Consider the following 25,433-nt stretch of genomic DNA (forward strand, 5'->3'; position numbering starts at 1 on the left):
AGGACGAGGCTTAAGCCGATGTGTTTGTATTACGAAGCCTTCACGAAGCGCGCGATGAAGAAGCCGTCGATGCCGCTGCGCTCGTGCTCGGGCGAGACAAGATGGCAGGGCAGGGTGCGCACGTCGCCGTCGGGCGTCACGCACTCATGAAGGCCGCCAATCTCGTCGGCCGTGATCGGCTGGCGTGCGAATTCGGGATGACGGACAAGAAATTCAGCAGCCTGCCGTTCGCCTTCCTCGGCTTCCAGCGAGCAGGTGCAATAGACGAGGCGGCCGCCGGGCTTGAGCAAGTGCGCCGCCTTGTCGAGCAGGCGCGTCTGCAATCCTGAGAGCTTGCGAATATCCTCTTCGCTCTTGGTCCAGGCGACGTCGGGATGACGGCGGATGGTGCCGGTGGCGGAGCAGGGCGCATCGAGCAGGATCGCATCGAAAGGCGCCTCGTCGAGCTTTTCCGCATCGATGGCGCGGGTTTCTGCCTTGAGGTCCAGGCGGGCGAGATTCTCTTCCAGCCGCTTCAGGCGCTTAGGCGAGCGGTCCACCGCCAGCACTTCGGCGCCGGCGGCTGCGAGCTGAGCCGTCTTGCCGCCGGGCGCGGCGCAGAGATCGGCAATGCGCTCACCGGGTTTGGCGTTGAGCAGGCGGGCGGGAAGGGCTGCAGCGGCATCCTGCACCCACCATGTACCTTCATCGAAGCCCGGCAGGTCGCGGATCGCGGTGCGCTCCACAAGACGGATGCTGCCCGTCGGCAGAAGAACGCCGCCGAGCCGTTCGGCCCAGGAGGCAGGATCGTTCTTCACGGAGATGTCGACGGAGGCCATGGAGCGATGGGCTGCCGCGATCTTCGCCGCGAGTTCTTCGCCATATTGCGTCACCCAACGCTCTTCGAGCCAGGTGGGCGTGTCGAGCCAGGATTCTTCGGCGCTTTCCTGCTGGCTGAGGATCATGTCGCGCTCGCGCGCCACGCGCCGCAGGACCGCGTTGATGAAGCCGCCTGCGTGATGGAGCTTCGGATCTTCCTGCGCGAGCCTGACCGCGCTGTCCACGGCGGCATGGTCGGGAATGTCGAGGAAGAGGATCTGCGCCGCGCCGGTGGCGAGAAGATGCAGCAGGCGCTCATCCTTCGGGTCGCGGTTGAGGCGCTCGTTGAGCGCGCGTCCCAGGGTGCCGAGGCGGCGGAAGGTGACGATGGCGATGGCGCGCGCCAGGGCTTCGTCGCGCGAGGAGAGGTCCTCCTTGGGCGAGAGCTCGTCCAGCACGTCGTCGAGCGGCACGCGCCGCTTCATGGTTTCCGTCACCGCCATCCAGGCGAGGCGTCGGGGGCCGAGGCCCACCTGATCGTCCGATTGATTCAAAATACTTAACCCCAGGGTCCACGGCGGGGCGGCTGGCCCCAAGGACTGGTTGAACTCTGCGCGAAGAAGCCGGGTTGCGCGGTCGTTCCCATCTCTTGCGCCAAAGCGTTGAGCGCCGCAATCCTGTTTTCCGTCGCCGGGTGGGTCGAGAACAGGTTGTCCATGCCGTGGCCGGAGAGCGGATTGATGATGAAGAGCGGCGCGGTGGCCGGGTGACGCTCCGCATCCATGTTGGGCACATGCGCCACGCCGCCCGCGATTTTCGCCAGCGCCGAGGCGAGCGAGAGCGGCTGGCCGCAGATCTCGGCGCCCATCTTGTCGGCGTCGTATTCCCGCGAGCGGCTGATCGCCATCTGGATGATCATGGCCGCCATGGGGGCGATGAGGGCTGTGGCGATCATCACGATGGGATTGGGCCGGTCGTTGCCGCGCCCGCCGAACAGGAAGCCGAACTGGGCCAGCGTCGCGATGGCGCCCGCAATCGTGGCGCTCACCGTCATGATCAGCGTGTCGCGGTTCTTGATATGGGCAAGCTCGTGCGCCATCACGCCCGCGACTTCGTCGTGGGTGAGCATGTCGAGCAGGCCGGTGGTGGCGGCAACGGCCGCGTTTTCCGGGTTGCGCCCGGTGGCGAAGGCGTTGGGCTGCGGGTTCTCGATGATGTAGACCCGCGGCATCGGGAGGTTCGCGTTGCGGGCGAGGTCCCGCACCATATGGACAAGGTCCGGCGCGGTGTTCTCATCCACCTCGATGGCGTGGTGGGCTGCCAGCGCCAGCCGGTCGGAATTCCAATAAGCGAAGAGGTTGGTGGCAAGGCCAAGGCCTAGGGCGATCATCATGCCGGTCGCGCCGCCCAGCATGTAGCCGACAACGCCGAACAGGGCCATCAGGGCCGCCAGCAGCATTCCGGTCTTGACGGTATTCATCGGGGTCTCCACCTCGAGCAGGATATTATCCGTTAGACCTTTCATGTGGGAATGGTCCAGCTCCCGACCAAGGGTTTGGGCCAAGAGGTCCCATTCCCATGAGGGCCAAGGACCTGATAAAGGCCTCCTATGAGCACCGACGACACCCCTGAAAACACCTCCGGCTCCACCCTGGAAGGGGCCGTGCCCGGCAAGATCCTCTCGCCTGCCGCCCAACGCGCTCTTGAGGAGGCGGCCCAAAGGCGACAGCAGATCGATGCCCATGCGGCTGAGATCGCCAAGGAGAAGGAGCATCAGGGCCGGGGAGGCCTGGAGCCCGTGCGCTACGACGATTGGGAGGTGAAAGGCCTCGCCAGCGACTTCTAAGGGCCTCTGTTGAGAGAAAAAGCCGTCGGGGACGATGTTTCCCGTCCCCTTTGCGGATGAATTGCAAAAATGCATTCCCCTTTTGAATCCGATCCCCTAGTGTCACGTCGCAACACAAAACACTAAGGATCGCGGGGTGATGAACGGGGCTGAGCGGCTCAAGCTTTTCCGGGAGCTTCTGGAGGAGGCGCACAAGGCGCTCGATCTGCAGTTCGGTTTCGAGCTGTGGGATGGGTCCACCGTTCCCGCCGACCTGCCGTCCTATGCCATGCGCCTTGCGATCCGGCACGAGAACGTCATCGCAAGCCTGATCCGCCGCCCGAACCTCGACACGGCGCTCAACGCCTATGTATCGGGTCTGCTGGACCTCAAGAACGGCACCATCTTCGATCTTGCCGCCCAGCGCCCGCAGAAGGCCGGACGGCGGCTTCGGCGGATCAGCAAGCTCAAAGCGCTGAAGGCTGCCTATCACTTCTGGCGCGCACCCGCCGACATGCCGCGCCCGCTCGCCCGCGTCGAGGAGAACCCGAAGGCGCGCGAAGGAAAGCCCCAGACCAACAAGAAGAACGTCGCCTACCATTACGACGTCTCGAACGAGTTCTACGGCCTCTTCCTCGATCCGGAGATGGTCTATACCTGCGCCTACTTCCAACCGGACTGGCACGACGATCTCGCCCGCGCGCAATTCGACAAGCTCGACATGATCTGCCGCAAGCTGCGGCTCAAACCCAATGATCGCTTCCTCGATATCGGCTGCGGCTGGGGCGCGCTGATCTGCCATGCGGCGCAGCATTACGGCGTGAAGGCCACAGGCGTGACGCTGGCCGAGGAGCAGGCGAAGCTCGCCCGCGAGAAGGTGGCGCGCCTGGGATTGCAGGACCGCGTCGAGATTCTCGTGAAGGATTTCACGCAGATGGATGGTGAGTTCGACAAGATCTCCTCGATCGGCATGTTCGAGCATGTGGGCATCAGAAATCACCCCACCTATTTCCGCTCGGTGCATCGCCTGCTTCGTCCGCGCGGCCTCTATCTCCATCACACCATCGCGCGGCGCGCCAAGAAGAGCGAGCGCGCCTTCCGCAAGCTCAAGCCCGAATACAAGGCGCTCACGCGCTACATCTTCCCCGGCGGCGAGCTCGACCATCTCGGCATGTCGATCGCCAATCTCGAACGCTTCGGCTTCGAGGTGCATGACGTGGAGGGCTGGCGCGAGCACTATCAGCGCACCACGCGCCTGTGGTGGGAGAATCTGAGTGCGAAGCGCAAAGAGGCCGAAGCCATGGTGGGCAAAGAGAAGACCCGTATGTGGCTCCTCTATCTCGCCGGCTGCTCGCTCGCCTTCGAGCGCGCGGCGGTGGGCGTGAACCAGACGCTTGTCTCCAAGCGCACGCGCGGGCCGGCAGGATTGCCGCCATCGAGGGCGGATCTTTACCCTAAGGCGTGACCACCACCCGCGTTCCCACGCTCACCTGATCGTAGAGATCGACGATGTCCTCGTTGAGCATGCGGATGCAGCCGTAGGATGCATAGGTGCCGATGGAGCCGGGGCGATTGGTGCCGTGAATGGCGTATTCGTCGAGGTCGAGGGTGAGCGCTCGCGCGCCCATGGGATTGTTGGGCGACCCACCGGGAATGACATCGGGCAGGCGGGGGTTGTCGCGCTTCACTTCCATTGGCGGCGACCAAGCGGGCCGCACGTATTTCCCGTCGATCCGCGCCTCTCCGAACCATTGCTTGCCCGGCTTGCCGACCGCTACGCGATAGCGCAGGGCCGTGCCGTCGCCGCGCACGTAATAGAGTCTTCGCTCTGCTGTCTTGATCACGATGGTGCCCGGCGACACGCGCGCCTCGAACGGCACCACCTCACGGGCGGATGCGCCCGAGGTGGCAAGGATGAGGATGCCCAAGGCGGCGGCGACCCGGACGATCATGTGAAAACCCTCCTGCTTGAAGTGCGTGAGGGTGAGACGTCGAAGGAACGGCGACGGTTCCGAGAGCCCTAGAAAGCGTCATCCCGGACGGCGTGAGCCGATCCGGGATCGCTGTCAGGATAAGGCGCCATACTGGTCATGTGATCCCGGGTTCCGCGTTGCGGCCCCGGGATGACGTGTTTGTCACGCCGCCTGCGTGCGCTTGTTCTGGCGGTTGGTGATCAGGTCGTCGACCACAGTGGGATCGGCGAGCGTCGAGGTGTCGCCCAGAGAGCCGAACTCGTCCTCGGCAATCTTGCGCAGGATGCGGCGCATGATCTTGCCGGAGCGGGTCTTGGGCAGGCCCGGTGCGAATTGGATGAGATCCGGCGAGGCGATGGGGCCGATTTCCTTGCGAACCCAGGCCACCAGCTCCTTGCGAAGCTCTTCCGTCGGCTGCTCGCCCGCCATCAGGGTCACATAGGCGTAGATGCCCTGGCCTTTGATGTCGTGCGGATAACCGACGACGGCGGCCTCCGACACTTTCGGATGCGCCACCAGCGCCGACTCGACTTCAGCCGTGCCCATGCGGTGGCCGGAGACGTTGATCACGTCGTCCACGCGGCCGGTGATCCAGTAATAGCCGTCCGCGTCGCGGCGGCAGCCGTCGCCGGTGAAATACTTGCCGGGATAGGTGGAGAAGTAGGTCTGAACGAAACGCTCGTGGTCGCCATAGACCGTGCGCATCTGGCCCGGCCAGGAATCGGCGATCACGAGATTGCCCTCGCAGGCGCCTTCCAGAACCTTGCCTTCCGCATCCACGATCTCAGGCTTCACGCCGAAGAAGGGACGCGTGGCTGAGCCGGGCTTGAGCTTGGTCGCGCCGGGCAGCGGCGTGATGAGGATGCCGCCGGTTTCCGTCTGCCACCAGGTATCGACGATGGGGCAGCGGCTGTCGCCGACCACGCGGTGATACCATTCCCAGGCTTCCGGATTGATCGGCTCACCCACGGAGCCGAGCAGGCGAAGCGACTTGCGCGAGGTCTTCTTCACCGGCTCTTCTCCCGCCTGCATGAGCGAGCGGATCGCGGTCGGTGCGGTGTAGAAGGTGTTCACACTGTGCTTGTCGATCACATCCCAGAAACGGGAGATCGACGGGTAGGTGGGCACGCCCTCGAACATGAGCGTCGTCGCGCCATTGCTGAGCGGTCCGTAGAGAATGTAGGAATGGCCCGTCACCCAGCCCACGTCGGCGGTGCACCAATAGATGTCGCCGTCGTGATAATCGAAGACGTATTCATGCGTCATCGCCGCATAGACGAGATAACCGCCGGTGGTGTGCAGCACGCCTTTCGGCGTTCCCGTCGAGCCGGAGGTGTAGAGAATGAACAGCGGATCCTCCGCATTCATCTCCTCATAGGGGCACTCGTCGGAGACCTGTGCTGCCGCTTCGTCGTAATACACGTCACGGCCCGGCACCATGTTCACCGCGCCGCCGGTGCGGCGCACGACAAGCACATGGTCCACCACGCCCGCGCCCACGCGCTCGATGGCGGCATCGACATTGACCTTCAGCGGGACTTTACGTCCGCCGCGCAGGCCCTCGTCGGCGGTGATGATGAAGGCGGATTTGGCATCCTGAATGCGGCTTGCGAGCGAATCCGGAGAGAAGCCGCCGAACACCACGGAGTGGATCGCGCCGAGGCGCGCGCAGGCCAGCATCGCATAGGCCGCTTCCGGGATCATGGGCATGTAGATCGTGACGCGGTCGCCCTTCGAGACGCCGCGATTGCGCATGATGTTGGCCATGCGGTTCGCCTGCGCGTAGAGCTCGCGATAGGTGATCTTCTTCGATTCCGACGGATCGTCACCTTCCCAGATGATGGCGACCTGGTCGCCGCGGGTGTGCAAATGCCGGTCGACGCAATTATAGGCGACGTTGGTGATGCCGTCCTCGAACCAGCGGATCGAGACGTCGCCAGGGCCGTAATTGGTGTTCTTGATCCGGGTCGGCGCCTTGAACCAATGGATGCGCTTGGCTTCCTCGGCCCAGAACGTCTCAGGGTCCTTCACCGAGGCCTCGTATTTCGCGCGATAGCCCGCATCGTCCAGATAGGCACGATGGGTCCATTCGGACGGCACGTCGTAGATCTTCTCTTCCATGACGCTTCTCCCAGACAGGTTGTTATGGGGTAATTAGGTCTAGGTTTACGGAAAGAGAGAGGGGTCCCGCAAGCCGGGCGGGATCGGACTTTGGTCGTTCATACTTTTGGCGCTGGCTGCCGAATGCTCTGGACCGATAGAAACGAAACTTTATTGCGATGATACTCGCAATGCTTTCAGCACAGTTTGAGTGAAGCATGGAACGGAGTGCCAAACCCGCCTTTTGCCTCAAGGCAGCTTCTCAAGAAGACTTCGACCGTCTCTTTCACCTGCGGATCGCCGCGATGCGCGACAGCCTGGAGCGGATCGGGCGCTTCGATGAGGGTCGAGCCTTCGAGCGGTTCAAGGCATCCTTTCAGCCGGAGCATACGCAGCTCATTCTGGTGGATGGCGCTCTTGCGGGCTGCGTTGCCATGAAGCCCGTCGAGACCGGCCTTCTGCTCGAGCATTTTTATCTCTATCCGGCATTTCAGAGCCGTGGATTAGGAGCCGCTGTGCTTGCCCGGCTCTTGGCCGAAGCTGATGCGGCCCATCAACCGGTGCGGCTCAGCGTTCTCCAGAAAAGCGATGCCGAACGCTTTTACAAACGCTTCGGTTTCATCGAGACGTCTCAGGATGAATGGGATGTGTATCTGGAACGCCCATTGCGCTCTCTTTGTGTCAAAACCTGAATTGTCAAAGAGCGGGCATGGGAGAGCGGCCTCGCGAGCTGTGTGCTCCGAGGGTATGGGGTGAGGGAGGCGCGAGAGGCCGTCCGGTTCGCTTGTGATTGTGAGAAGAACCTGACGGCCCCTCGCGCACGGTTCTTTTAGGCGGACACCGCGTCTTGCAACGATGGGCCTCCCGGCCCGGCTTGCGAGACCGACCCGGGACCGTTCCCGGCTCCATCGATCACGACGCCTCGCGAGCGCGCCCCTCATCGAGCCAGGACATCCCCCATATAGCCCAGCTTAGGACCATTGTCAAGAACAAAAGCGGAACATCGCTCACAGGCTGTCCTCCCGGACGAAGCGCAACGCAGATCCGGGATCGCAAGCCGGATAAGGCGCGTGTTCCCTCCCCCTTGCGGGGAGGGGCAGGGGTGGGGGTCGGACGACCGGGTGAGCGATTGAACTAGCGGGGCTCTGACCACCTCTCCCCTGATCTCGGATGTTTCCGAGATCAGTTCCTGCATGCGCAAGTCGGGAACACCCGACTTGCGGTGGGGAGAGGTCGAGCGCAGCGAGGGTGAGGGGGGTGAGACCTTTCCGGAAAGCGCTGTAACCCCTCACCCCGACCCTCTCCCTCAGGGAGAGGGAGCAGATGGTAGTGGCCTTCATGTTCACTGAAGTTCGCGTCGCACTTTGACTTTGCGACCCCCACCCCTACCCCTCCCCTCAAGGGGGAGGGAACAGGCGCCAATCTCGTCCGACGATCCCGGGTTCTGCTGCGCAGCCCCGGGATGACGCCATTCGTCAAACTCCGCCCATCTTGCAGATGATGGCCCATTCCTCGTCCGTCACCGGCTGCACCGAGAGGCGCGAGTTATTGACGAGGATCATCTTCTCGAGGCCGGGCTGCTTCTTGATCTCGTCGAGCGTCACCGGGCGCTTGAAGGGTTTGACGGCCTTCACGTCCACCATGCCGAATTTGCCGCTCTCGTCCGTGTGGTCGGGGTAGTATTCCTTGATCACTTCCACGATGCCGACGACGGCCTTGCCTTCGTTGGAATGATAGAAGAAGCCCTGTTCGCCCTTTTTCATCGCCATCAGGTTCTGCTTGGCAACGTGGTTGCGCACACCGTTCCAATGGGTTCCCTTTGCGCCTTGCGCAACCTGCTGGTCCCAGGACCACACGGAGGGTTCTGACTTGTAGAGCCACTTGGCCATTCTTCGTTACTCTTTTGTTGGACGCAAAATCTTCGAAAAACCGGCGACCACTTTTTCGGATTTTGCTTTAGTGCTCGGATTTGATGGGGCGATTCATCAGCGCATCGACCGCCTCGTCGACAGTCCACGCACCGGAAAGGATCCGCTCGACGGCTTGTGCAATCGGCATGTCGACATGCTTGGCCTTTGCCAGAGCAACGAGAGCGCTTGCCGTCGTCGCACCTTCCACCAGCTTGCCGCCGGAGGCTGCCTGCACATTCGCCCCTTGGCCGAGATGCAGGCCGAAGGAGAAGTTGCGTGACTGCGCGGAGGAGCAGGTGAGCACCAGATCGCCGAGGCCGGAGAGACCCATCAGCGTCTGGGCCTCGCCGCCATAGGCGCGTGCGAAGCGCAAAAGCTCTGCGAAGCCGCGCGCAATGAGAGCGGCCTTCGCGCTTTCGCCGAGACCGCGTCCCACAACCGCGCCGCAGGCGATGGCGAGCACGTTCTTCGCGGCGCCGCCGATCTCGACGCCGCGTACATCGCTGCTGTGATAGACGCGCAAGGTCGGGCCGGACAAGGCGTTTGCGAGATCTTCGGCAAGATCGGTATCGCGGCAGGCGAGCGTCACGGCGGTGGGCAATCCACGAACTACATCATGCGCGAAGCTCGGGCCTGACAACACGGCAACCTTTGCGCCAGGACGAACCTCCTGCACTACATCGCAGAGAAACGCGCCGGTCTCTCGCTCGATGCCTTTCGCGCAGAGCACGAGGGGCGTCTCATTCGGCAGAACGGCGGACAGGGCTCCCGCCATCTCGCGCGTCGTCTGTGCGGGCGTGACGAGCAGGACGGCGCAGCACGAGGCGAGATTGTTCAGGTCGGCGGTGGGCGCGATGCGGTCGAGCAGACGCGCGCCCGGCAGAAAGCGCTCATTGGTGCGGGTAGCGGCAAGTTCGTCCGCCTGCTCGGGCGAGCGCATCCAGAGGATCACGTCGTTGCCGGCGATGGCGGCGGCATTGGCAAGCGCCGTTCCCCAGGCGCCCGCTCCGACGATCCCGATCGGACCCGTTGCCGTCATCAGGCCTTCACCCCAACCGCCTGACCGCTGGTATCGAGGGGCCAGCGGGCGCGGGCGGGCGCATTGATGTCGTCGATGAGGCCGAGACGCAGGCGCTCGAGACCCGCCCAGGCGATCATGGCCGCGTTGTCTCCGCACAAGGCCAGGGGAGGGGCGACGAGCTTGAGGCCGGTTTCCACTGCAAGGCGCTGAAGCGCGAGGCGCATGGTCTGGTTCGCGGCGACGCCGCCCGCCACCACGAGGGCCTTGGGCGCGCCCGCGATCTCGCGGAACTGGCGTAAGCCCACGCGGGTGCGGTCTACCACCACGTCGACGATAGCGGCCTGGAAGCTCGCGCAGAGATCGGAGACATCGGTCTGCGTGAGCGGGGCGATCTTCTCCGCCTCGATCCGCACAGCGGTCTTGAGGCCGGAGAGCGAGAAATTGGGCTCAGGTCTACCCTGCATGGGGCGGGGCAGGGCGAAGCGCTCAGGGTTCCCCTTCGCGGCCTCGCGCTCCACGTGCGGCCCACCGGGATAGCCGAGGCCCAGCATCTTCGCGACCTTGTCGAAGGCTTCTCCGATGGCGTCGTCGATGGTGGTGCCGATGCGCACGTAATCGCCCACACCCTTTACCGCCACGAGCTGCGTATGGCCGCCGGAGGCCAGCAGCAGGAGATAGGGAAAGCCGATGCCGTCGGTCAGGCGCGCGGTGAGCGCATGGGCTTCGAGATGGTTCACGGCCATCAGGGGCTTGCGTGTGACGAGCGCCATGGCCTTCGCCGTGGTCAGGCCCACCAGCACGCCACCGATGAGGCCGGGGCCTGCGGCGACAGCGATGCCGTCGATGTCTTTTACGGTGCAATGGGCGTTCTTCAGGGCGCGGACGATCAGGCGGTCGAGCACTTCCACATGGGCGCGGGCCGCGATCTCCGGCACCACGCCGCCATAGGCCGCGTGCTCGGCGATCTGGCTCAGCACCTCGCTGGAGAGGATCTCACCCTTGCCGTCGAAGCCGACGCCCACCACGGCGGCCGCGGTTTCGTCGCAGGTGGTTTCGATGCCGAGAATGCGCATGGTCTGGGGCTACCGTCGCTACGTGATCTTTCGGGCTTTCGGCCCGGCTGTCCTCCCCCTATAGTCCGCCCCGCCGCACAAGATCAAACGCGGATGTTGTACAGAGCATTTTTCGGCGAAGTGGATCCGGTTCGCTGCTAAAAAATGCGGCAAATTAAAGAAAAGGGATGATTCCACGTAAGTGGGAGCAGCTCTTACAGGAGTATCGAGCGGGAATGGCCACTTCACCGACCCTGGTCATCGGCACGCGCGGCAGCCCCCTGGCGCTGGCGCAGGCTCATGAGACGCAAGACAGGCTGGTCGCGGCCCATGGCTGGACCGTGGAGCATCTGCCCCTGTCGATCATCAAGACCACGGGCGACGCCATTCAGGACCGGCCCCTCTCCGAGGCCGGCGGCAAGGGGCTCTTCACCAAGGAGCTCGACATCGCGCTGCTGGAGGGCTCCATCGATCTTGCCGTCCATTCCGCCAAGGACCTGCCGACCACTCTGCCGGAAGGCATCGTGATCGCGGGCTTCCTGCCGCGCGAGGATGTGCGCGACGCCTTCATCAGCCATCGCTACAAAAGCCTTGCCGATCTGCCGCAAGGCGCGGTCGTGGGCTCCGCGTCGCTGCGCCGTCAGGCTCAGATCAAGCGCCTGCGTCCTGACCTCAAGGTCACGCTGCTGCGCGGCAACGTCCAGACGCGCCTTGCGAAGCTCGAACGCGGCGAGGTGGATGCGACGCTGCTCGCCATGGCAGGGCTGCGCCGTCTCGGTCTCACCGATCATGTCACCACTACGCTCGACACGGATGATTTTCTCCCCGCCGTGGGGCAGGGCGCCATCGCCATCGCCATCCGCGCGGAGGACGAGCGCGTGCGTGATGCCTTGCGGCCGATTCTCGATGCCCAGACCGGCCACGCGCTTGCGGCTGAGCGCGCCTTCCTCACCATTCTCGACGGCTCCTGCCGCACGCCGATTGCGGGCCATGCGCGCATGGTGGGCGATGAGCTGGAAATCCGCGGCCTCGTGCTGCGCCCCGACGGATCGGAATGTCTTGAAGCCGTCCGGCGCGGCTCGCCGGATGATGCGGTGGCGCTCGGACGCGAAGCGGGCACCGAGCTTCGTACCCGCATGCCGGCCGGTTTTCTCGAGGTCTGATGCGGGTCCTCGTCACACGCGCGAGAGAGGATGCCGAGCGCACGGCGAGGAAGCTCGCGGCGCTCGGGCACGAGCCTTTGATCGCGCCCGTTCTCGAGATCGTGCCGACCAGCGATCCGGTGCCTGATGATTTTTATGATGCCGTCATCGTCACCAGCGCCCATGCGGTGAAAGCTCTGGCCACGCATGTCGAGAAGAGCATTCCCGTCTTCGCCGTGGGCGATCGCACGGCGGATTCGGTGCGTGCGGCAGGGTTCCTATCCGTCACGGCGGCGGAAGGCGATGCCGTTTCCTTGTCGGCGCTGATTCGAAAACGCCTCAGGCCGCCCTGCACCCTGCTCCATGTCACCGGGCGTCATCACAAGGAGGAACCTGCCGCTTCGCTGAGCGCGGAAGGCTTCGACATGGTGACCTGGGAAGTCTACGAGGCCAGAGCCACGGAGAGCCTGCCCGAGGTGGCCGTGGAGGCCCTCCGCACTGGCCAAATCGGGGCTGCGCTCCATTATTCTCGAAGGAGCGCGGAGCTCTTCGTCCGGCTGGCAGGCCATCATGCGGCGATCCTCGCGTTCCCGCATCTGTGCCTGTCGGCGGATGTGGCGGCTCCTCTTGCTGCCATGGGTGCTCCCATCCGCGCAGCCGACCAGCCGAGCGAGGATGCGCTGCTCAGGATGCTGTCAGGCCTTTCGTGACTTCGTCATCGCTTCGTTTACGATGTCGATTTAGGGATCTTTGCTTAAGAAGAAGGATCATGATCCGATGCATATCCCTCTTTTCACGGCCTGCCTCGCCAAGGGAACCGAAACGCTGCGCTCAAGCTTGCCTCATTTGCATTCCAATCTGACCATTCACGATTGCCCCATCACGAGTGACCTGTGACTGATTCATCCAATCCCAAAGCTCCCAACAATTCTCGCAAGAAGAACTCCCGCGAGCCGGCCACCATCGATCTGAAGGCGACCGTGATCGACGAGGGAGCCCAGCAGGACAAAGCCTGGGACGACGTGAAGCCTGAGGAAACCATCGTTCCCGAGGCGGAGAATCGCGTGGATGAAACGATCGGTGCATCAGAAGCGACGCCCGGTCCGGAGGTGAATGCCGAAACCGTCGAATCGAGCGCCGCCGCCGATGAGCTGCCGCCGCAGGACGACGAGCCACGTTTCACGCCGCCTTCGGCTTCCGAGCGTCGCACATCGCCGGTTGCTCTTGCAGGCGCCGGCCTTCTCGGTGGCCTGGTCGGCGCCGGTCTCGTCTATGCCCTGCAGCTCTCGCAGGAGACGCCGTCCGTCCAGAACGATCCACGCGTCGCCCAGCTGGAGCAGCGGGTGAATGCGCTGGGCCAGTCGAGGCCCCAGGCTCCAGACCTGTCCTCCATCGAGGGGCGCTTGCGAGCGCTCGAATCCGCGCGTGGCCCGCTCGATCAGCGGCTGCAGGAGATTCAGAATACGGCAAACGGCGCCGCCTCGCGCGCCGAGGAGGCGTTGAACCGTCCTTTGCCTCAGCCGCAGGCTCCGCAGAACGAGGCGGCGCTTGGCGATCTTTCGAATCGTCTCTCCGCTCTTGAGAACGAGGTGCGAACGAACGCGCAGAATGCTGCCAGCGCCGCGAACGTAGTGCAGGGGCTCGACCGCCGGATCGGCGAGCAGGATCAACGCCTCGCATCCCTGTCTCAACAGGTGACACAGAATACGAAGAACGCAGAAACAGCAGGCCAGACCGGCACCCGCGTCGTGCTCACCGAGCGCTTGAACGATGCGCTGCGCAGCGGTGCGCCTTATGCGGATGTGCTGAAGGCTCTGCGGAAGAATGGAGCCGAGCCTGAGCGGCTCAAAGCCCTGGAGCCCTTCGCTGAGAAGGGCGCGCCCACCGCGTCCGCCATGCTGGCGAGCTTCGAGCCTCTCGAAGCGCAGATCCTGCGGGATCAGCGCACGGCCTCGGGGGAATGGTCGGACCGGATGCTGCGCATGCTCGACAAGGTGGTGACCGTGCGGCCCGTGAACGAACCGGGGGATACGGGCGTTCCCGCAACACTGGGGCGGATCCGTCAGGCGCTGTCCTGGGGCGACATGGGGGCCGTGGCCGCCGCTTGGTCCTCCTTGCCCGAGCCGGCGCAGCAGATCTCGGAGGCTTGGGGCCGTCAGGCTGTGGCGCTGGCAGGCGCACATCAGGCGTCCCAGGTGCTTGCCAATGATGCTCTCTCCGCCCTCAACCGTTCGACGCAATAAAAGGAAAAGCCCAGAATGTGGCGCGCACTCGTTTTCATCGGTCTTCTCTGCGTCGCAGCCTTCGGCGCGGTGTGGCTGGCGGACAGGCCGGGTACGGTTCTCATCACCTTCGGCGGCTATGAGGTGCAGACCTCCGTTGCAGTGGCCGCCGTCGCCCTAGCGGGCTTGGGCTTGGCGCTGGCGCTTCTCTGGTCGCTGGTGAGCGGAATCCTGACCCTGCCCTCGCGCCTGACCTTCGCGTCGCGGGCGCGCCGCCGTTCCAGGGGATACCAAGCCGTCTCGCGCGGCATGGTGGCCGTGGGCGCGGGCGATACCATTGCCGCCCGGCGCTATGCCAACGAAGCCGAGCGCCTGCTCGGCCGCGAACCCCTGACGCTCCTCCTCAAGGCCCAGGCCGCTCAGGTCTCCGGTAACCGGGATGCGGCCGAGGCCGCCTTCAAGCTCATGATGGACGAGGACGAGACGCGGGTGCTCGGTCTGCGCGGTCTTTTCGTGGAAGCCCGCCGCCGGGGCGATACGGATGCCGCCCAGGAATACGCCTCCGAGGCCGTGCGCCTTGCCCCCGCCGCCGCCTGGGCGAGCGATGCGGTGCTGGAGGCGCGCTGCGCCGACCGCGATTGGCGCGGAGCGCTGGATGCCATCGAGCGCCGCACATCTCTCGGCCTTCTCGACAAGGTGACGGCCAAGCGCCATCGCGCCGTGCTCCTGACCGCCGATGCTCTGGATAGGGCCGAGAACGATCCGGAGGGCGCGCTGCGCAGCGCTCAGGATGCGGTGAAGCTCGCCCCCGATCTCGTGCCTGCCGCGGCTTTGGCCGGAAGGCTCCTGTCGCGCCGGGGCGATCTGCGCCGTGCCGCGAAGGTCGTGGAAACCGCCTGGCGCAGCCAGCCGCACCCGGATCTGGCGGAGGTCTATCTCAACCTGCGTCCCGGCGATTCGGGCCTCGACCGCCTCAAGCGCGCCGAGACCCTGTTCAAGCTCTCGAACGGCGCCGCCGAGGGACGCCTGGCCGTGGCGCGCTCAGCTCTCGAGGCGCGCGAGTTCGACCGGGTCCGCGATGCGCTCGAGCCACTCGTCGTGGAAAGGCCGAGCATGCGTGTGTGCCTGATCATGTCCGATCTCGAACAGGCGGAGCACGGCTCTACGGGCAAGGGCCGCGAATGGCTCGCCCGCGCCACCCGCGCGCCGCGCGATCCAGCCTGGATCGCGGACGGCGTGGTCTCCGATCAGTGGGCACCGATCTCGCCGGTCACAGGCCGTCTCGATGCCTTCGTCTGGCAGGCACCGCCGGATGTGTTGATCGCGCCCGAAATCACCATGCACGACGATGTGACGGCTGATCTCGATGACGAGCCCAGGGCCTTGCCTGTGGCCGTGCAAGAGCCGGAGCCTGCCCCTGCCGCTTCACTAGCGCCCGAGCCCGCACCTACCGAGCCCGCCGCGGCCGTCGAAGCGGTTTGGCCCGAGCCTGCGCAGGGTCAGGAAGAGGTGACGCTGCCTAAGCCCGAGCCGGTGGTCTTTCCGGCGACGCCGCCCGACGTGCCCAAGCCCGAGGAGCCAGCGTCCGCGCGCCGCAGCGCTTTTTCCATCTGGTAGGCGAAATTCAGCGTAGTCCCGCCCTTGCCAAGCGGTAGGGGAGAGGGTATGAGGACGCCCTCTTCGATCGCATGATCGGTACGCCGCAATAGCTCAGCTGGTAGAGCACCTCATTCGTAATGAGGGGGTCGGGGGTTCGAATCCCTCTTGCGGCACCATTCCCAATCGATGTAGCAAGGCGGCCTTCGGGCAGCGTTGCTGTTTCGGATGGGAGGCATGGAAGGGGGCCATAGCTCAGCTGGGAGAGCGCTTGCATGGCATGCAAGAGGTCGGCGGTTCGATCCCGCCTGGCTCCACCATCCATCCGATGCGAAGAAACGGAGCGTGCGGGTGTAGCTCAGGGGTAGAGCACAACCTTGCCAAGGTTGGGGTCGAGGGTTCGAATCCCTTCGCCCGCTCCATTTCCAAAATGCCGCCTGATGATGGAGCATCCATCCAGGCCGGATGGATGCTGAAAGCGCAATTTAGTAGGTGGCGTGTCCGGCGTATGCGCTTGGAGGCCCGTTGGCCAGGTCTGTCGCTGCGCTGCTCCATTTTTTAGAAATGTCGATAATGCTGCAGTGGACTCCCGAGAAGGATCCGCATTCAGCCATCCCCCAGACCAAGGCAAAGTCACGGACAGCACCGGCCCGGCAGATTTGCTTGAAGTCACAGGGTGAATGGCATCAATCTACCCCAACACAATTATAGAACGTTGAATTGACCTCGGGCGAATTCAGCCCTAGCAAAGAAAATCTGACCGATGAGGCTCGCTAATGATCAATGATAAGAAAATTCTGATAACCGGAGGAGCAGGTTTCATCGGTACGACGCTCCTGTCGCGGCTATGCGACAATAACCGGATCGTCGTTTATGACAATTTCACCCGCGATACATTGAGCAAGACCCCTTATTACAACCATCCTAATGTCGAAACGATCAAAGGTGACGTTCTCGACTTAGAAGCGTTGAAGCGGGCTATGAAGGGCGTGGATATCGTTGTTCACGCTGCCGCAATTGCCGGCATAGATGCGACGGTTCGTAATCCCGTCACGACAATGCGCGTGAATATGATTGGCACCGCCAATGTGCTCGAAGCAGCACTTGAAGGCGGAAATGTCAGCCGGGTGATCGACTTCTCGACATCAGAGGTTTTCGGGAGCTTCGCTTTCAGGGTCGACGAGAGCAACAATACGGTCACGGGAGCCGTTGGCGAGGCGCGGTGGACCTATGCTGCAAGCAAGCTGGCGGGTGAGCATCTCGCTCATGCCTATTTCAAGCAGTACGGGCTTCCCACGGTCACGGTCCGTCCCTTCAACGTGTATGGGCCGGGACAGATGGGTGAAGGTGCTCTGTCGATCTTCGTGCGTAAGGCCCTGAAGAATGAAGACCTGCTGATATTCGGCGATGGCAGCCAGATACGTGCTTGGTGCTTCGTGGATGATATGGTCGAAGCGATCATGATCTGCCTTACTCATCCAAATGCCGTCGGAGAAAGCTTCAACAATTGGCAACTCGCGTGCGGTCACGACCATTCACGGGTTGGCCGAAACGGTGAAGCGTGTGGTGGGAAGCCAATCTCGGATCATCTACCGTGATGCTCTCTCCGCTGATATCGAGATCCGCATACCCAGCGTGCAGAAGGCGCAGGATAAGATCGGGTTCACAGCATCAGTCGACCTGGATGAAGGTGTGCGCAGGACCGCTGAGTGGATATCGAAGAACGAAGGCTCGCTGCCGGCCTTAAGCGACATCTTCCGCTCCTGACCGGACCTATTGAGATGATCCCTCTATCGCGGCCCAATATCCCTGACGAGGCACATCAGCGGGTGTCTGATGTCCTTCGATCCGGGATGCTGGTCCACGGAAAGAACGGCGCAGACTTTGAACAAGCCCTGTCGGCATATCTCGGCTGCCAAGATGTGGTCGTCGTCTCATCTGGGACTGCAGCCCTCCATCTGGCGCTCTTGGCGCTGGATGTAGGAAAGGGTGATGCAGTTCTCGTTCCGGATTTCACATTTCCTGCAACCGCCAATGCAGTATTGATGACGGGAGCTGAACCTGTTCTCGTCGATGTCGAACCGGTTCACTTCAACATTTCACCCGAGGCGTTGGAGAAAGCAATTCGAAGCTACAAAGGTGATGCAAAGCTCAAGGCGATCATGCCGGTGCATGAGTTCGGTTCGCCGGCAAACCTGGCGGCTTTACGAGATTTGGCAGCTCGCTATGACCTTCACATTATTGAAGATGCTGCTTGTGCTTTGGGTGCTTCGAATGAGGGTGCTCTTATCGGCGGCCCGTCGACATTGCTGTCATGCTTTTCATTCCATCCACGAAAGACCTTGACCACCGGTGAGGGCGGTGCGGTGAGTACCAACGACGCTCAGCTCGCATCCAGATTGCGTCGGCTGCGCAATCACGGAATGGAACGAGGCCCAGACGGTTTTACCTTTGTTGAGGCGTCTACGAATTATCGCCTTACCGATTTCCAGTCCGCTCTTGGACTTTCTCAGCTTTCGTCCCTCGATCAATGGATCGAAACGCGCCGCAAAATTGCTGAACGGTACATTGGAAGATTAAAGCCGCTCTCTGAAGAGCTGGGTGTGCAGTTGCCAGCACAGGCACCGGGCCATAGCTGGCAGACATTCATGCTGGTTCTTCCTGACAGGTTCGAGCGTGATGCCGTTGTGAAGGCAATGCGGAGCGAAGGCGTGGAAGTCAATCTTGGAGCGCAATGTCTAAGCGCGATCGGCCTTTACGGAGAGGCTACCCTGCTCGGCAACGTCTCCGTGGCTAGACGACTTTATCATCAGGGCCTCGCCATTCCGATGTTCGAAAACTTAAGAGCAGACGAGATCGAAACGGTGTGCGCTACTCTGGAAACGGTTTTGAGAAATGCCGCAGCGCGTGGTTGAACGACTTCTACGCTTTGCTTGGTTGCGCGCTTTCAAGAAGAAGCGGGAGCTTTACAATCGTGCGGTTCCATATGGCGATTATATCGTAGATCGCTGGGAAAAGGCTCGCTTGCTGGGCTTCAAGGACGGCAGTTCGATCTATGACAGCAGCAATTCGTGGTCTTCATAAGTTCTAGTTAATATAGATGTCAAAGAAATCAAAAAACTTCCGTGTCTTCATTGGGTTCTCCAACACCGCAAGTTATTTCAGTTCTCTGGCAGAGGGCTTCGATAAGCTGGGGCATCGGGTCGAGTATATCGACCTTGAACATGATCATCCTTACCTGCGAAAGTTCCAATCCCAGAAACCATCATTGCCAGTGCGATGGTTTGAGCGCGCGCATCGTAAGCATAAGCTGAGCCCTTCGTTCTGGACGAGGCAGCTTCTTGCCTGCTCAAAGTTTCTTTGCTTCGTGTTCAGTCTTTTGCGCTGCGATGTCTACATATTTTCGATCGGTGAAACCTTCTACGGATTGAACGATCTCCTCATTCTTAGAGCCCTGCGCAAGAAGACAATTTTCACCTTCTTGGGAAGCGCTTCCCGCCCCATTTTCATCAATGGCGTCTATACGAATACCGGGAAGGAATTGTCGCTTAATAAAGCCGTGCAGCATAGTCACGACAAGCGTCTTCAGCTCGAAAAGATTGCAAGGCATTGTACCGCTATCGTTGAGAATCCGCCGGCCGGGCAAATGCAGTCCCGGCCATTTTACAACCACTCAATCATCGGCTTTCCCGTTTCATTGTCACAACGCGCCGCTGGAACGGAAGCACAGAAGGAGCTCGATCCGTTAGATCAGCCTAGACCTGTCCGTATCATCCATGCGCCTTCAAACAGATCCGTGAAGGGATCGGATTTCATTGAGCAGATCATTGCCGAACTGAAAGCCGAAGGCTTTTCAATCGATTTCTCCTCGATGACAAAAATGAGTAACAGCGAGGTTCTGCAGGCGCTTTCCGAGTGCGACTTTGTCATAGACCAGGCGTACTCGGATGGTCCCTTGGCCGGCCTTGCGACTGAAGCTGCAACTCTCGGTAAGCCAGCTGTGGTTGGTGGTTATGCGCAGGAAGAAACTCTCCGGTTCCTCGGCGATACAGACCTTCCGATGTCGCTCTATGTAAAGCCGGAGCATATGAAGGATCGGGTAAGAGATCTTCTCTTGTCGCCAGCACTCAGACAGGATCTTGGTCGTGAGGTGAAAAACTATGTCACTCGAGAATGGGCTCCCGAGGTAGTCGCGGAACGTTACGTGCGAATTGCCCGAGGCACAGCGCCACAGGCTTGGCTGGTCGATCCCCGACAACTCAATTACTGGCTGGGATGCGGGGCACCAAAAACCCTGACAATTGATTATTTGAGGAAGCTTGTCCGGAAACGTTCAAAGCGAGTCCTCGGTGTCTTGCAGAGCAAGCAGCTTCGCGCTCAAATACTTGAAGTCGTGCGGGCTAGGGATGAAGTGCCTGCATCGACCTCTTCAGGCGAACCCTTGGGTATGGAAAAAAATCCCCAGAAATTGCCTGAATAACGTGAACTTAATCACAATCTAACTCGTGTCGATATACTCCCAGTGCGAAGCTCTGGCGGAGTTAGGTGGTTACTATGAGTGAGCCTTTTACTCGCTCGGAACCGTGCCTTCAAGCAAACGGGCCCTTGCGAGGAGGTGCAGGGCCCGTCGTGACCTCAAGGGTCATGCATCATTGATGCTCATCCGGATCAACCGGTTTATTTCGTAGGCGATTGTGGAGCTGGAAAATCCTTCCCACGCTCAAACCTGCAGAGGGGAGGATGCTTTCAGCCCAGGCGGATTTACGATCTCAGCCTCCATCCTTCCAAAGCCGGGGCGGGTGCGCGGCCAGTTATGCTTGCGGTCGGCGGCTGTAAGGAACCCGCATGACGCCATGATGCCGATCCGCTGCTCGTGACAGGTATGCCTCGAATGGAAGAAAAGACCTGTCATTGTCTAAAAGCCGACAGAGGATCCTGGTTTCAGCGTAGCGGAAAAGAAAAAGCCCGGCACTGCCGGGCTTTAGGAGAAGCTTGAGATTATCAGGCCGCTTTGACGCCGGAGAGGAAGGTCGAGACTTCCAGGGTCAACTCGTTGGAGTGGCGGGACAGCTCCTGGGCCGCGCCCAGAACCTGGCTCGCGGCCGCGCCGGTTTCACCTGCGCCTTGCTGCACATCGCTGATGCTTCCCGTGACGGCCTCGGTGCCGCGGGCGGCCTCCTGCACGTTGCGGGCAATCTCGGCAGTCGCCGCGCCCTGTTCCTCCATTGCCGCCGCAATCGAGGTCGAGATCTGCGACATCTCGGTGATGGTGCGCGCAATCTCCTGGATTGCCGACACCGTCTCCTGCGTCGCCTGCTGCACCGAGGAAATCTGTGCGGAAATTTCCTCCGTGGCCTTGGCTGTCTGCGAGGCAAGCTCCTTCACTTCGGTAGCGACCACGGCAAAGCCCTTGCCGGCTTCGCCCGCACGCGCCGCTTCGATGGTGGCGTTGAGCGCAAGGAGGTTGGTCTGGCCGGCGATAGTGTTGATGAGCTGCACCACGTCGCCGATGCGCTCGGCGGATGTGGCGAGCGCCTGCACGGTTTGGTTGGTACGCTGGGTGCCCTGCACGGCACGCTCGGCAACCTGTGAGGATTGGCCGACCTGAGAAGCGATCTCGCGGATCGAGATCGACAGCTCTTCCGTGGCGGCTGCCACCGTCTGCACATTAGCCGAAGTCTGCTGTGCCGCCGAGGAAACGGTCATCGATTGCTGCGTCGTTTGGTTGGCGACCGAGGTCATCGACTGCGCGGTGCTTTCCATTTGCGTCGCAGACGAGGTAAGTCCCTGCGTAAGAGAGGACACCTTTGTCTCGAAGCGTTTGGTGAGCTCGTCGAGCATCTGAGCGCGGCGCATCTTGGCTTGCGTTTCCGCTTCCTGTGCTTCCGCCAGATGACGTGCCTCGATGGCATTGTCCTTGAACACCTGAACGGCCTTTGCCATCACACCGATCTCGTCCCGGCGGGATGCCCCTTCGACCGTCGCTGTCAGATCGCCATTGGCGAGGCTGCGCATGCTGACGACGAGTTTCTGGATCGGCCCGGAGATGCTGCGGCCGAGGCCGAAAGCAATCGCGATCAGAACGATGGCGGAAATGCCGACGAAAGCGAGAAACATGTTGCGGTAGGTGGCATTGATGACAGCAAGATCGTCGATATACATGCCTGCCGCCACGACCCATTCCCATTGCGGGATGGCGATCGCGTAGACCGTTTTCGGCGATGGCACGGTTTCATTCAACTTCGGCCAATAGAAGCTCACGAAGTCGCCGCCTCTTCTGCCTGCCGCTACCTGCTCGCGGGTCACGTAGGTTCCGTTGACATCCTTCATGTCCGAGAGGTTCTTGCCCTCCGTGTCCTTGTTGGGATGCACGACAACGAGATTGCTGTAGTCAAGCACCACGAAATAATCGTTTCCGTTATAGCGCATCGCGCGAAGGGCATCGGCGGAACGCTTTTTTGCCTCTTCGACCGAGATGTCACCCTTCTTGGCGCTCTCCTGGTAGCCGGCAATGAGCGTGGTGGCTGTCTGGGCGAGGCTCTTGAGCTCCAGCTGCTTCCGCTCGAGCAGGATATTGGAGATCGTAAGCGATCCGAAAATAGAGAGCGCGACCAACGCCAGAATGCCGACGGTCATACCGGCATAGAACCGGCCCGCCACTCCGGTAAACGCCCGGGTCCACTTCAAACGATTGCCAATATTGTCCTGAGACATCTCGATCCTCATCCTTGCCACCAATCATTCATGGCGGCCTGCCGAAACACATTCGGCTGAGAAATATGGGATGAGGCTTGTCTGAAGATGTCGTCCGGAGCCTTAAAGAACCACGATTCCGGCGTGCTTTGCCTTGTTGTCGGGCTCCACGTGGATCGTGATGAGCGCATCCTCGATCTCGTCCTTGAGCGCGCGCTCGATGCGGTCGCAGATATCGTGTGCGTTCGTCACGCTCATGGCACCGGGCACCACGAGGTGAAAATCGATGAAGGTCATCTTGCCTGCATGACGCGTGCGTAGGTCATGCGCCTCGATGGCGCCTTCTGCATTGCTCGAGATGATCTCACGCACCTTGGAAAGGGTGGCTTCCGGCAGGGCTTCGTCCATGAGACCGCCGATGCTTTCCTTGATCAGGCCCCAGCCCGACCAGAGGATGTTCACGGCGACAAAAGCCGCGAGCACAGGGTCAAGCCACGCCCAGCCCGTAATCGGGACGAAGACCAGGCCGACGAGAACACCGATAGAGGTAACCACGTCGGTCATGAGATGGCGCCCATCGGCGGTGAGCGCGGGCGAGCGCATGCGGCGGCCCTGGCGGATCAGAACCCATGACCATAAGCCGTTGATGGCCGTGGCTATCGCGTTGGCGGCAAGTCCGATTCCCGGCGCGTCGAGCATCTTGGGCGAGAAGAATCCGAAATAGGCCTCGCGCAGGATCATCAGCGCCGCGACGATAATCAGCACACCTTCGAGAACGGCGGAGAAATATTCCACCTTGTGGTGGCCGTAAGGATGGTTGGCATCCGCCGGCGCGGCGCTGACGCGAATGGCCATGAGGGCCGCAACCGCCGTCACCACATTGATGATGCTCTCGAGCGCATCCGAATAGAGCGCGATGCTCCCCGTGAGATAATAGGCGGCATATTTGAGCGCGAAGACGAGCGCTCCAACGAATATGCTGCCCATGGCAAGCTTTTGAATGCGGCTCATGGCTTGAATCGGATAACGGGGCGACGGGTGACGTGAGCCGCCCTTATAATGACTGGCAGATCGAGTGCAAGTCCTTCTGGTTACTTGCAATTCGCTCGCAAGAGCGGCCCATTCAATCCCGCATCGCGCTGATCTTGTACAGGAGTGTACGGTAGTAATCGGCAAGAGAAGGCGCGAGGGATTGGCATCGCACCACATGGGTGAGAGCGATGTCCCGTCGCCCCTCGCGCATCGCCTCGATCGCCCGAGCATGCGTCTCGGCAAGCTCCGCGATAGCCGGATCATGCCGTTGCGAAGCCGGCGCCACGACGGTGAAGATGGCGGATTCCGTCGCGCGTCCGCGCACCGCGATGCGATCCAATTCGATCAGCACGTAATCATCGCGCACGGCCTCCGCCGTATCCGGGCCGAGGATGAGCGAGACCTTGTATTCCTTCGACAGGCTCTCCAGGCGCGAGGCGAGATTCACCGTATCGCCGAGTACGGAATAATCGTAGCGCCAGCGCGAGCCCACATTGCCCACGACGCAGTCGCCCGTGTTGATGCCGATGCCAACCGCGAAGACGGGCGCGTCCTCGCCTTCCTCACGGCGCAGGGTTTCGTTCAGCGCGCTCACCGCCTCCATCATGTGCAGGGCCGCGCTCACCGCGCGCTGCGGATGATCCGGGCGCGGCAGCGGCGCGTTCCAGAAGGCCATCACGCAGTCGCCCATGTATTTGTCGATGGTGCCGCCTTCCTTGAGCACGGCTTCCGAGAGCGGATCGAGCAGGCGGTTGATGAGCGAGGTCAGCCGCTCCGGCTGGTCTTTCAATCTTTCCGACAGGGAGGTGAAGCCGCGCACGTCGCAGAAGAGAATCGAGAGATTGCGTCGTTCGCCGCCGAGTTTCAGCGAGCTCGGATCGCGCGCGAGTTCGGCGACGAGATCTGGCGACAGATAGCGCGAGAAAGCCTCCGAGACCGCATGGCGCAACTGGCGTTCGCGGGCATAATCGAGACCGAAACGGGTGCCGAAGACGGCAAGCGCCGCTGCAGCAGGCAGGACGGGCGGCATCCACACGCGCTCGAAACGCAGAACGACCCACGCGCCCGCGACGAGAAGGATGACCACGAAGAGCGCGGCAAACCCGGTGCGCCATGTGACACCGCGAATGGACAGGGCGGCTGCGAGAAAGGCCCCGCCGAAGAGCAAGGCCAGAACAGCGATGCGCGGCAGCGGGATGACGAACAGGCCGAGACGCAGATTGTCGATGATGGTGGCCTGGACTTCCACGCCGGCGGTCAGGTCGCCTGTCGTCAGGGTGTAGGCGGTTGCGAATGTATCGGGCGCGCCGGCATCGGCGGAAGTCGCGGCCTTCAGGCTCAAGCCCACCAGCACGATCTTGTCCTTGAAGCGTCCAGGCTGGAGGAATTCCTCCGGATCGAGCGCCTGATAATAGGACACGGTGGGATAGGTGCGTGTCGGGCCGAAGTGCTGGATGAGTGCCCCTTCCGGCGGCGGCTGCACGGGATGTCCGGCAAGGCGCAGAACCTCCGCCGCGAAGCTGTCGGCCTGGGTAGGCATCTGGCGCAGGTAAATATCGCCATCGGGTGCAACCGATGCAACGCCGGGGACTGCGCCTGCATCGAGGAACGGGTCGATGGGATTGACGCGCGTGACCTGAACGCCGTGTTCGAGTTTGGTCAGCACATCGTCGGCTGCCAGAACCACGTCGGGGCCGAGTGCGGCCGCGAGCCGCTTGTCGTCTTCCTCCGTCGAAGGCTCGGAGAAGATCACGTCGAAGACGATCACCTTCGCGCCCGCTGCACGCAGATGCTCGGCAAGCTGCGCATGCAAGGTGCGTGGCCAGGGCCAGCGTTGCCCGATCTGGGAAAAGGACGGCTCGTCGATGGCCACCACCTCGACACCGTAAGGATCAGGCTTCGGCGGCGAGATGATCGAGAGAATGTCGAACACCTTCGCCTCGATGAGCTTGAAAGGCTCGAAGAAAACGAGCGGCGTCAGCAGGGCCGCGATGAGCCCCGCCATGACGAAGTGCCGCCAGAGCGGCTCTCCGATCCGCGATGTCGGGGCGTTGCCGCGACCGTCCACT

Annotated in this window: 20 protein-coding genes and 3 tRNA genes; 13 read left to right on the forward strand and 10 right to left on the reverse strand. The window is 62.0% G+C overall.

Features of this window, described 5'->3' with window-relative positions; genetic code table 11:
* Positions 1-29: 29 nt before the first annotated feature.
* Positions 30-1,352, reverse strand: coding sequence for an RsmB/NOP family class I SAM-dependent RNA methyltransferase (locus tag MJ639_RS07900; RefSeq protein WP_423790767.1), 1,323 nt, complete (start codon positions 1,350-1,352; stop codon positions 30-32).
* 5 nt (positions 1,353-1,357) lie between these two features.
* Positions 1,358-2,278 carry a zinc metalloprotease HtpX gene (gene htpX, locus MJ639_RS07905; protein WP_243370081.1) on the reverse strand — a complete coding sequence of 307 codons (921 nt, stop codon included), beginning with the start codon at positions 2,276-2,278 and terminating at the stop codon, positions 1,358-1,360.
* Positions 2,279-2,407: 129 nt separating this feature from the next.
* Here htpX and MJ639_RS07910 point away from each other — a divergent pair, with 129 nt between their 5' ends.
* Both MJ639_RS07910 and MJ639_RS07915 read left to right on the forward strand, forming a co-directional pair.
* The gene (locus MJ639_RS07910) at positions 2,408-2,644 is read left to right on the forward strand and encodes a DUF1674 domain-containing protein (RefSeq protein WP_243370083.1); all 237 of its coding nucleotides are present in this window, start codon (positions 2,408-2,410) and stop codon (positions 2,642-2,644) included.
* A gap of 139 nt (positions 2,645-2,783) precedes the next feature.
* On the forward strand, positions 2,784-4,088 hold the full coding sequence (locus MJ639_RS07915) for a class I SAM-dependent methyltransferase (protein ID WP_243370085.1): 1,305 nt from the start codon (positions 2,784-2,786) through the stop codon (positions 4,086-4,088).
* On the opposite strand, the gene MJ639_RS07920 is transcribed toward MJ639_RS07915, so the two are convergent.
* Both MJ639_RS07920 and acs read right to left on the reverse strand, forming a co-directional pair.
* Entirely contained in the window at positions 4,078-4,575 is a 498-nt protein-coding gene (locus tag MJ639_RS07920) for a L,D-transpeptidase (protein ID WP_243370087.1), read from the reverse strand. The genes MJ639_RS07915 and MJ639_RS07920 overlap by 11 nt on opposite strands.
* Positions 4,576-4,758: 183 nt before the next feature.
* The gene (acs, locus tag MJ639_RS07925; protein ID WP_243370089.1) at positions 4,759-6,717 is read right to left on the reverse strand and encodes an acetate--CoA ligase; all 1,959 of its coding nucleotides are present in this window, start codon (positions 6,715-6,717) and stop codon (positions 4,759-4,761) included.
* Positions 6,718-6,914: 197 nt separating this feature from the next.
* Between acs and MJ639_RS07930 the strand changes: the two genes are divergently transcribed.
* Positions 6,915-7,388, forward strand: a complete 474-nt coding sequence (locus MJ639_RS07930) for a GNAT family N-acetyltransferase (RefSeq protein WP_243370091.1) — start codon at positions 6,915-6,917, stop codon at positions 7,386-7,388.
* Positions 7,389-8,171: 783 nt separating this feature from the next.
* On the opposite strand, the gene MJ639_RS07935 is transcribed toward MJ639_RS07930, so the two are convergent.
* From MJ639_RS07935 to tsaD, 3 genes are all read right to left on the reverse strand, one after another.
* Entirely contained in the window at positions 8,172-8,585 is a 414-nt protein-coding gene (locus MJ639_RS07935; protein WP_243370094.1) for an EVE domain-containing protein, read from the reverse strand.
* 67 nt (positions 8,586-8,652) lie between these two features.
* Complete coding sequence (locus tag MJ639_RS07940) at positions 8,653-9,645, reverse strand: NAD(P)H-dependent glycerol-3-phosphate dehydrogenase (RefSeq protein ID WP_243370096.1); 993 nt, start codon at positions 9,643-9,645, stop codon at positions 8,653-8,655.
* Positions 9,645-10,700 carry a tRNA (adenosine(37)-N6)-threonylcarbamoyltransferase complex transferase subunit TsaD gene (gene tsaD, locus MJ639_RS07945; RefSeq protein WP_243370098.1) on the reverse strand — a complete coding sequence of 352 codons (1,056 nt, stop codon included), beginning with the start codon at positions 10,698-10,700 and terminating at the stop codon, positions 9,645-9,647. The genes MJ639_RS07940 and tsaD overlap by 1 nt, the downstream gene beginning before the upstream one ends.
* A 215-nt stretch (positions 10,701-10,915) precedes the next feature.
* Here tsaD and hemC point away from each other — a divergent pair, with 215 nt between their 5' ends.
* The 10 genes from hemC (at position 10,916) to MJ639_RS07995 (ending at position 20,119) form a co-directional block, all read left to right on the forward strand.
* Positions 10,916-11,842 carry a hydroxymethylbilane synthase gene (hemC, locus tag MJ639_RS07950; protein WP_243370100.1) on the forward strand — a complete coding sequence of 309 codons (927 nt, stop codon included), beginning with the start codon at positions 10,916-10,918 and terminating at the stop codon, positions 11,840-11,842.
* Positions 11,842-12,531, forward strand: coding sequence for a uroporphyrinogen-III synthase (locus MJ639_RS07955; protein WP_243370102.1), 690 nt, complete (start codon positions 11,842-11,844; stop codon positions 12,529-12,531). The genes hemC and MJ639_RS07955 overlap by 1 nt, the downstream gene beginning before the upstream one ends.
* Before the next feature lie 183 nt (positions 12,532-12,714).
* Positions 12,715-14,064: a COG4223 family protein gene (locus MJ639_RS07960; protein WP_243370104.1), complete on the forward strand. Its 1,350-nt coding sequence runs from the start codon at positions 12,715-12,717 to the stop codon at positions 14,062-14,064.
* Between the two features lie 15 nt (positions 14,065-14,079).
* Positions 14,080-15,660 (forward strand): heme biosynthesis HemY N-terminal domain-containing protein, encoded by a 1,581-nt coding sequence (locus MJ639_RS07965; protein WP_243370106.1) that lies wholly within the window; start codon positions 14,080-14,082, stop codon positions 15,658-15,660.
* 82 nt (positions 15,661-15,742) lie between these two features.
* Positions 15,743-15,818: transfer RNA gene (locus MJ639_RS07970), tRNA-Thr, on the forward strand.
* Positions 15,819-15,883: 65 nt separating this feature from the next.
* Positions 15,884-15,959, forward strand: a tRNA-Ala gene (locus MJ639_RS07975).
* A gap of 27 nt (positions 15,960-15,986) precedes the next feature.
* Positions 15,987-16,061, forward strand: a tRNA-Gly gene (locus tag MJ639_RS07980).
* Between the two features lie 354 nt (positions 16,062-16,415).
* On the forward strand, positions 16,416-17,237 hold the full coding sequence (locus tag MJ639_RS07985; protein WP_243370108.1) for an NAD-dependent epimerase/dehydratase family protein: 822 nt from the start codon (positions 16,416-16,418) through the stop codon (positions 17,235-17,237).
* Positions 17,238-17,348: 111 nt separating this feature from the next.
* Complete coding sequence (locus MJ639_RS07990; RefSeq protein ID WP_243370110.1) at positions 17,349-18,554, forward strand: DegT/DnrJ/EryC1/StrS family aminotransferase; 1,206 nt, start codon at positions 17,349-17,351, stop codon at positions 18,552-18,554.
* Between the two features lie 185 nt (positions 18,555-18,739).
* A complete protein-coding gene (locus MJ639_RS07995) occupies positions 18,740-20,119 on the forward strand; it encodes a glycosyltransferase family protein (protein ID WP_243370112.1) in 1,380 nt (459 codons plus the stop codon).
* A 521-nt stretch (positions 20,120-20,640) separates the two neighbouring features.
* Here the strand turns inward: MJ639_RS07995 and MJ639_RS08000 are convergent.
* The 3 genes from MJ639_RS08000 to MJ639_RS08010 form a co-directional block, all read right to left on the reverse strand.
* Positions 20,641-22,353: a methyl-accepting chemotaxis protein gene (locus tag MJ639_RS08000; RefSeq protein ID WP_243370114.1), complete on the reverse strand. Its 1,713-nt coding sequence runs from the start codon at positions 22,351-22,353 to the stop codon at positions 20,641-20,643.
* A 102-nt stretch (positions 22,354-22,455) separates the two neighbouring features.
* Positions 22,456-23,343, reverse strand: a complete 888-nt coding sequence (locus MJ639_RS08005; RefSeq protein ID WP_243370116.1) for a cation diffusion facilitator family transporter — start codon at positions 23,341-23,343, stop codon at positions 22,456-22,458.
* Between the two features lie 112 nt (positions 23,344-23,455).
* Entirely contained in the window at positions 23,456-25,432 is a 1,977-nt protein-coding gene (locus tag MJ639_RS08010) for a CHASE2 domain-containing protein (protein ID WP_243370118.1), read from the reverse strand.
* Position 25,433 lies beyond the last annotated feature (1 nt).

Origin of the sequence: Microvirga solisilvae (assembly GCF_022808595.1) — a bacterium.
Lineage (GTDB): Bacteria > Pseudomonadota > Alphaproteobacteria > Rhizobiales > Beijerinckiaceae > Microvirga > Microvirga solisilvae.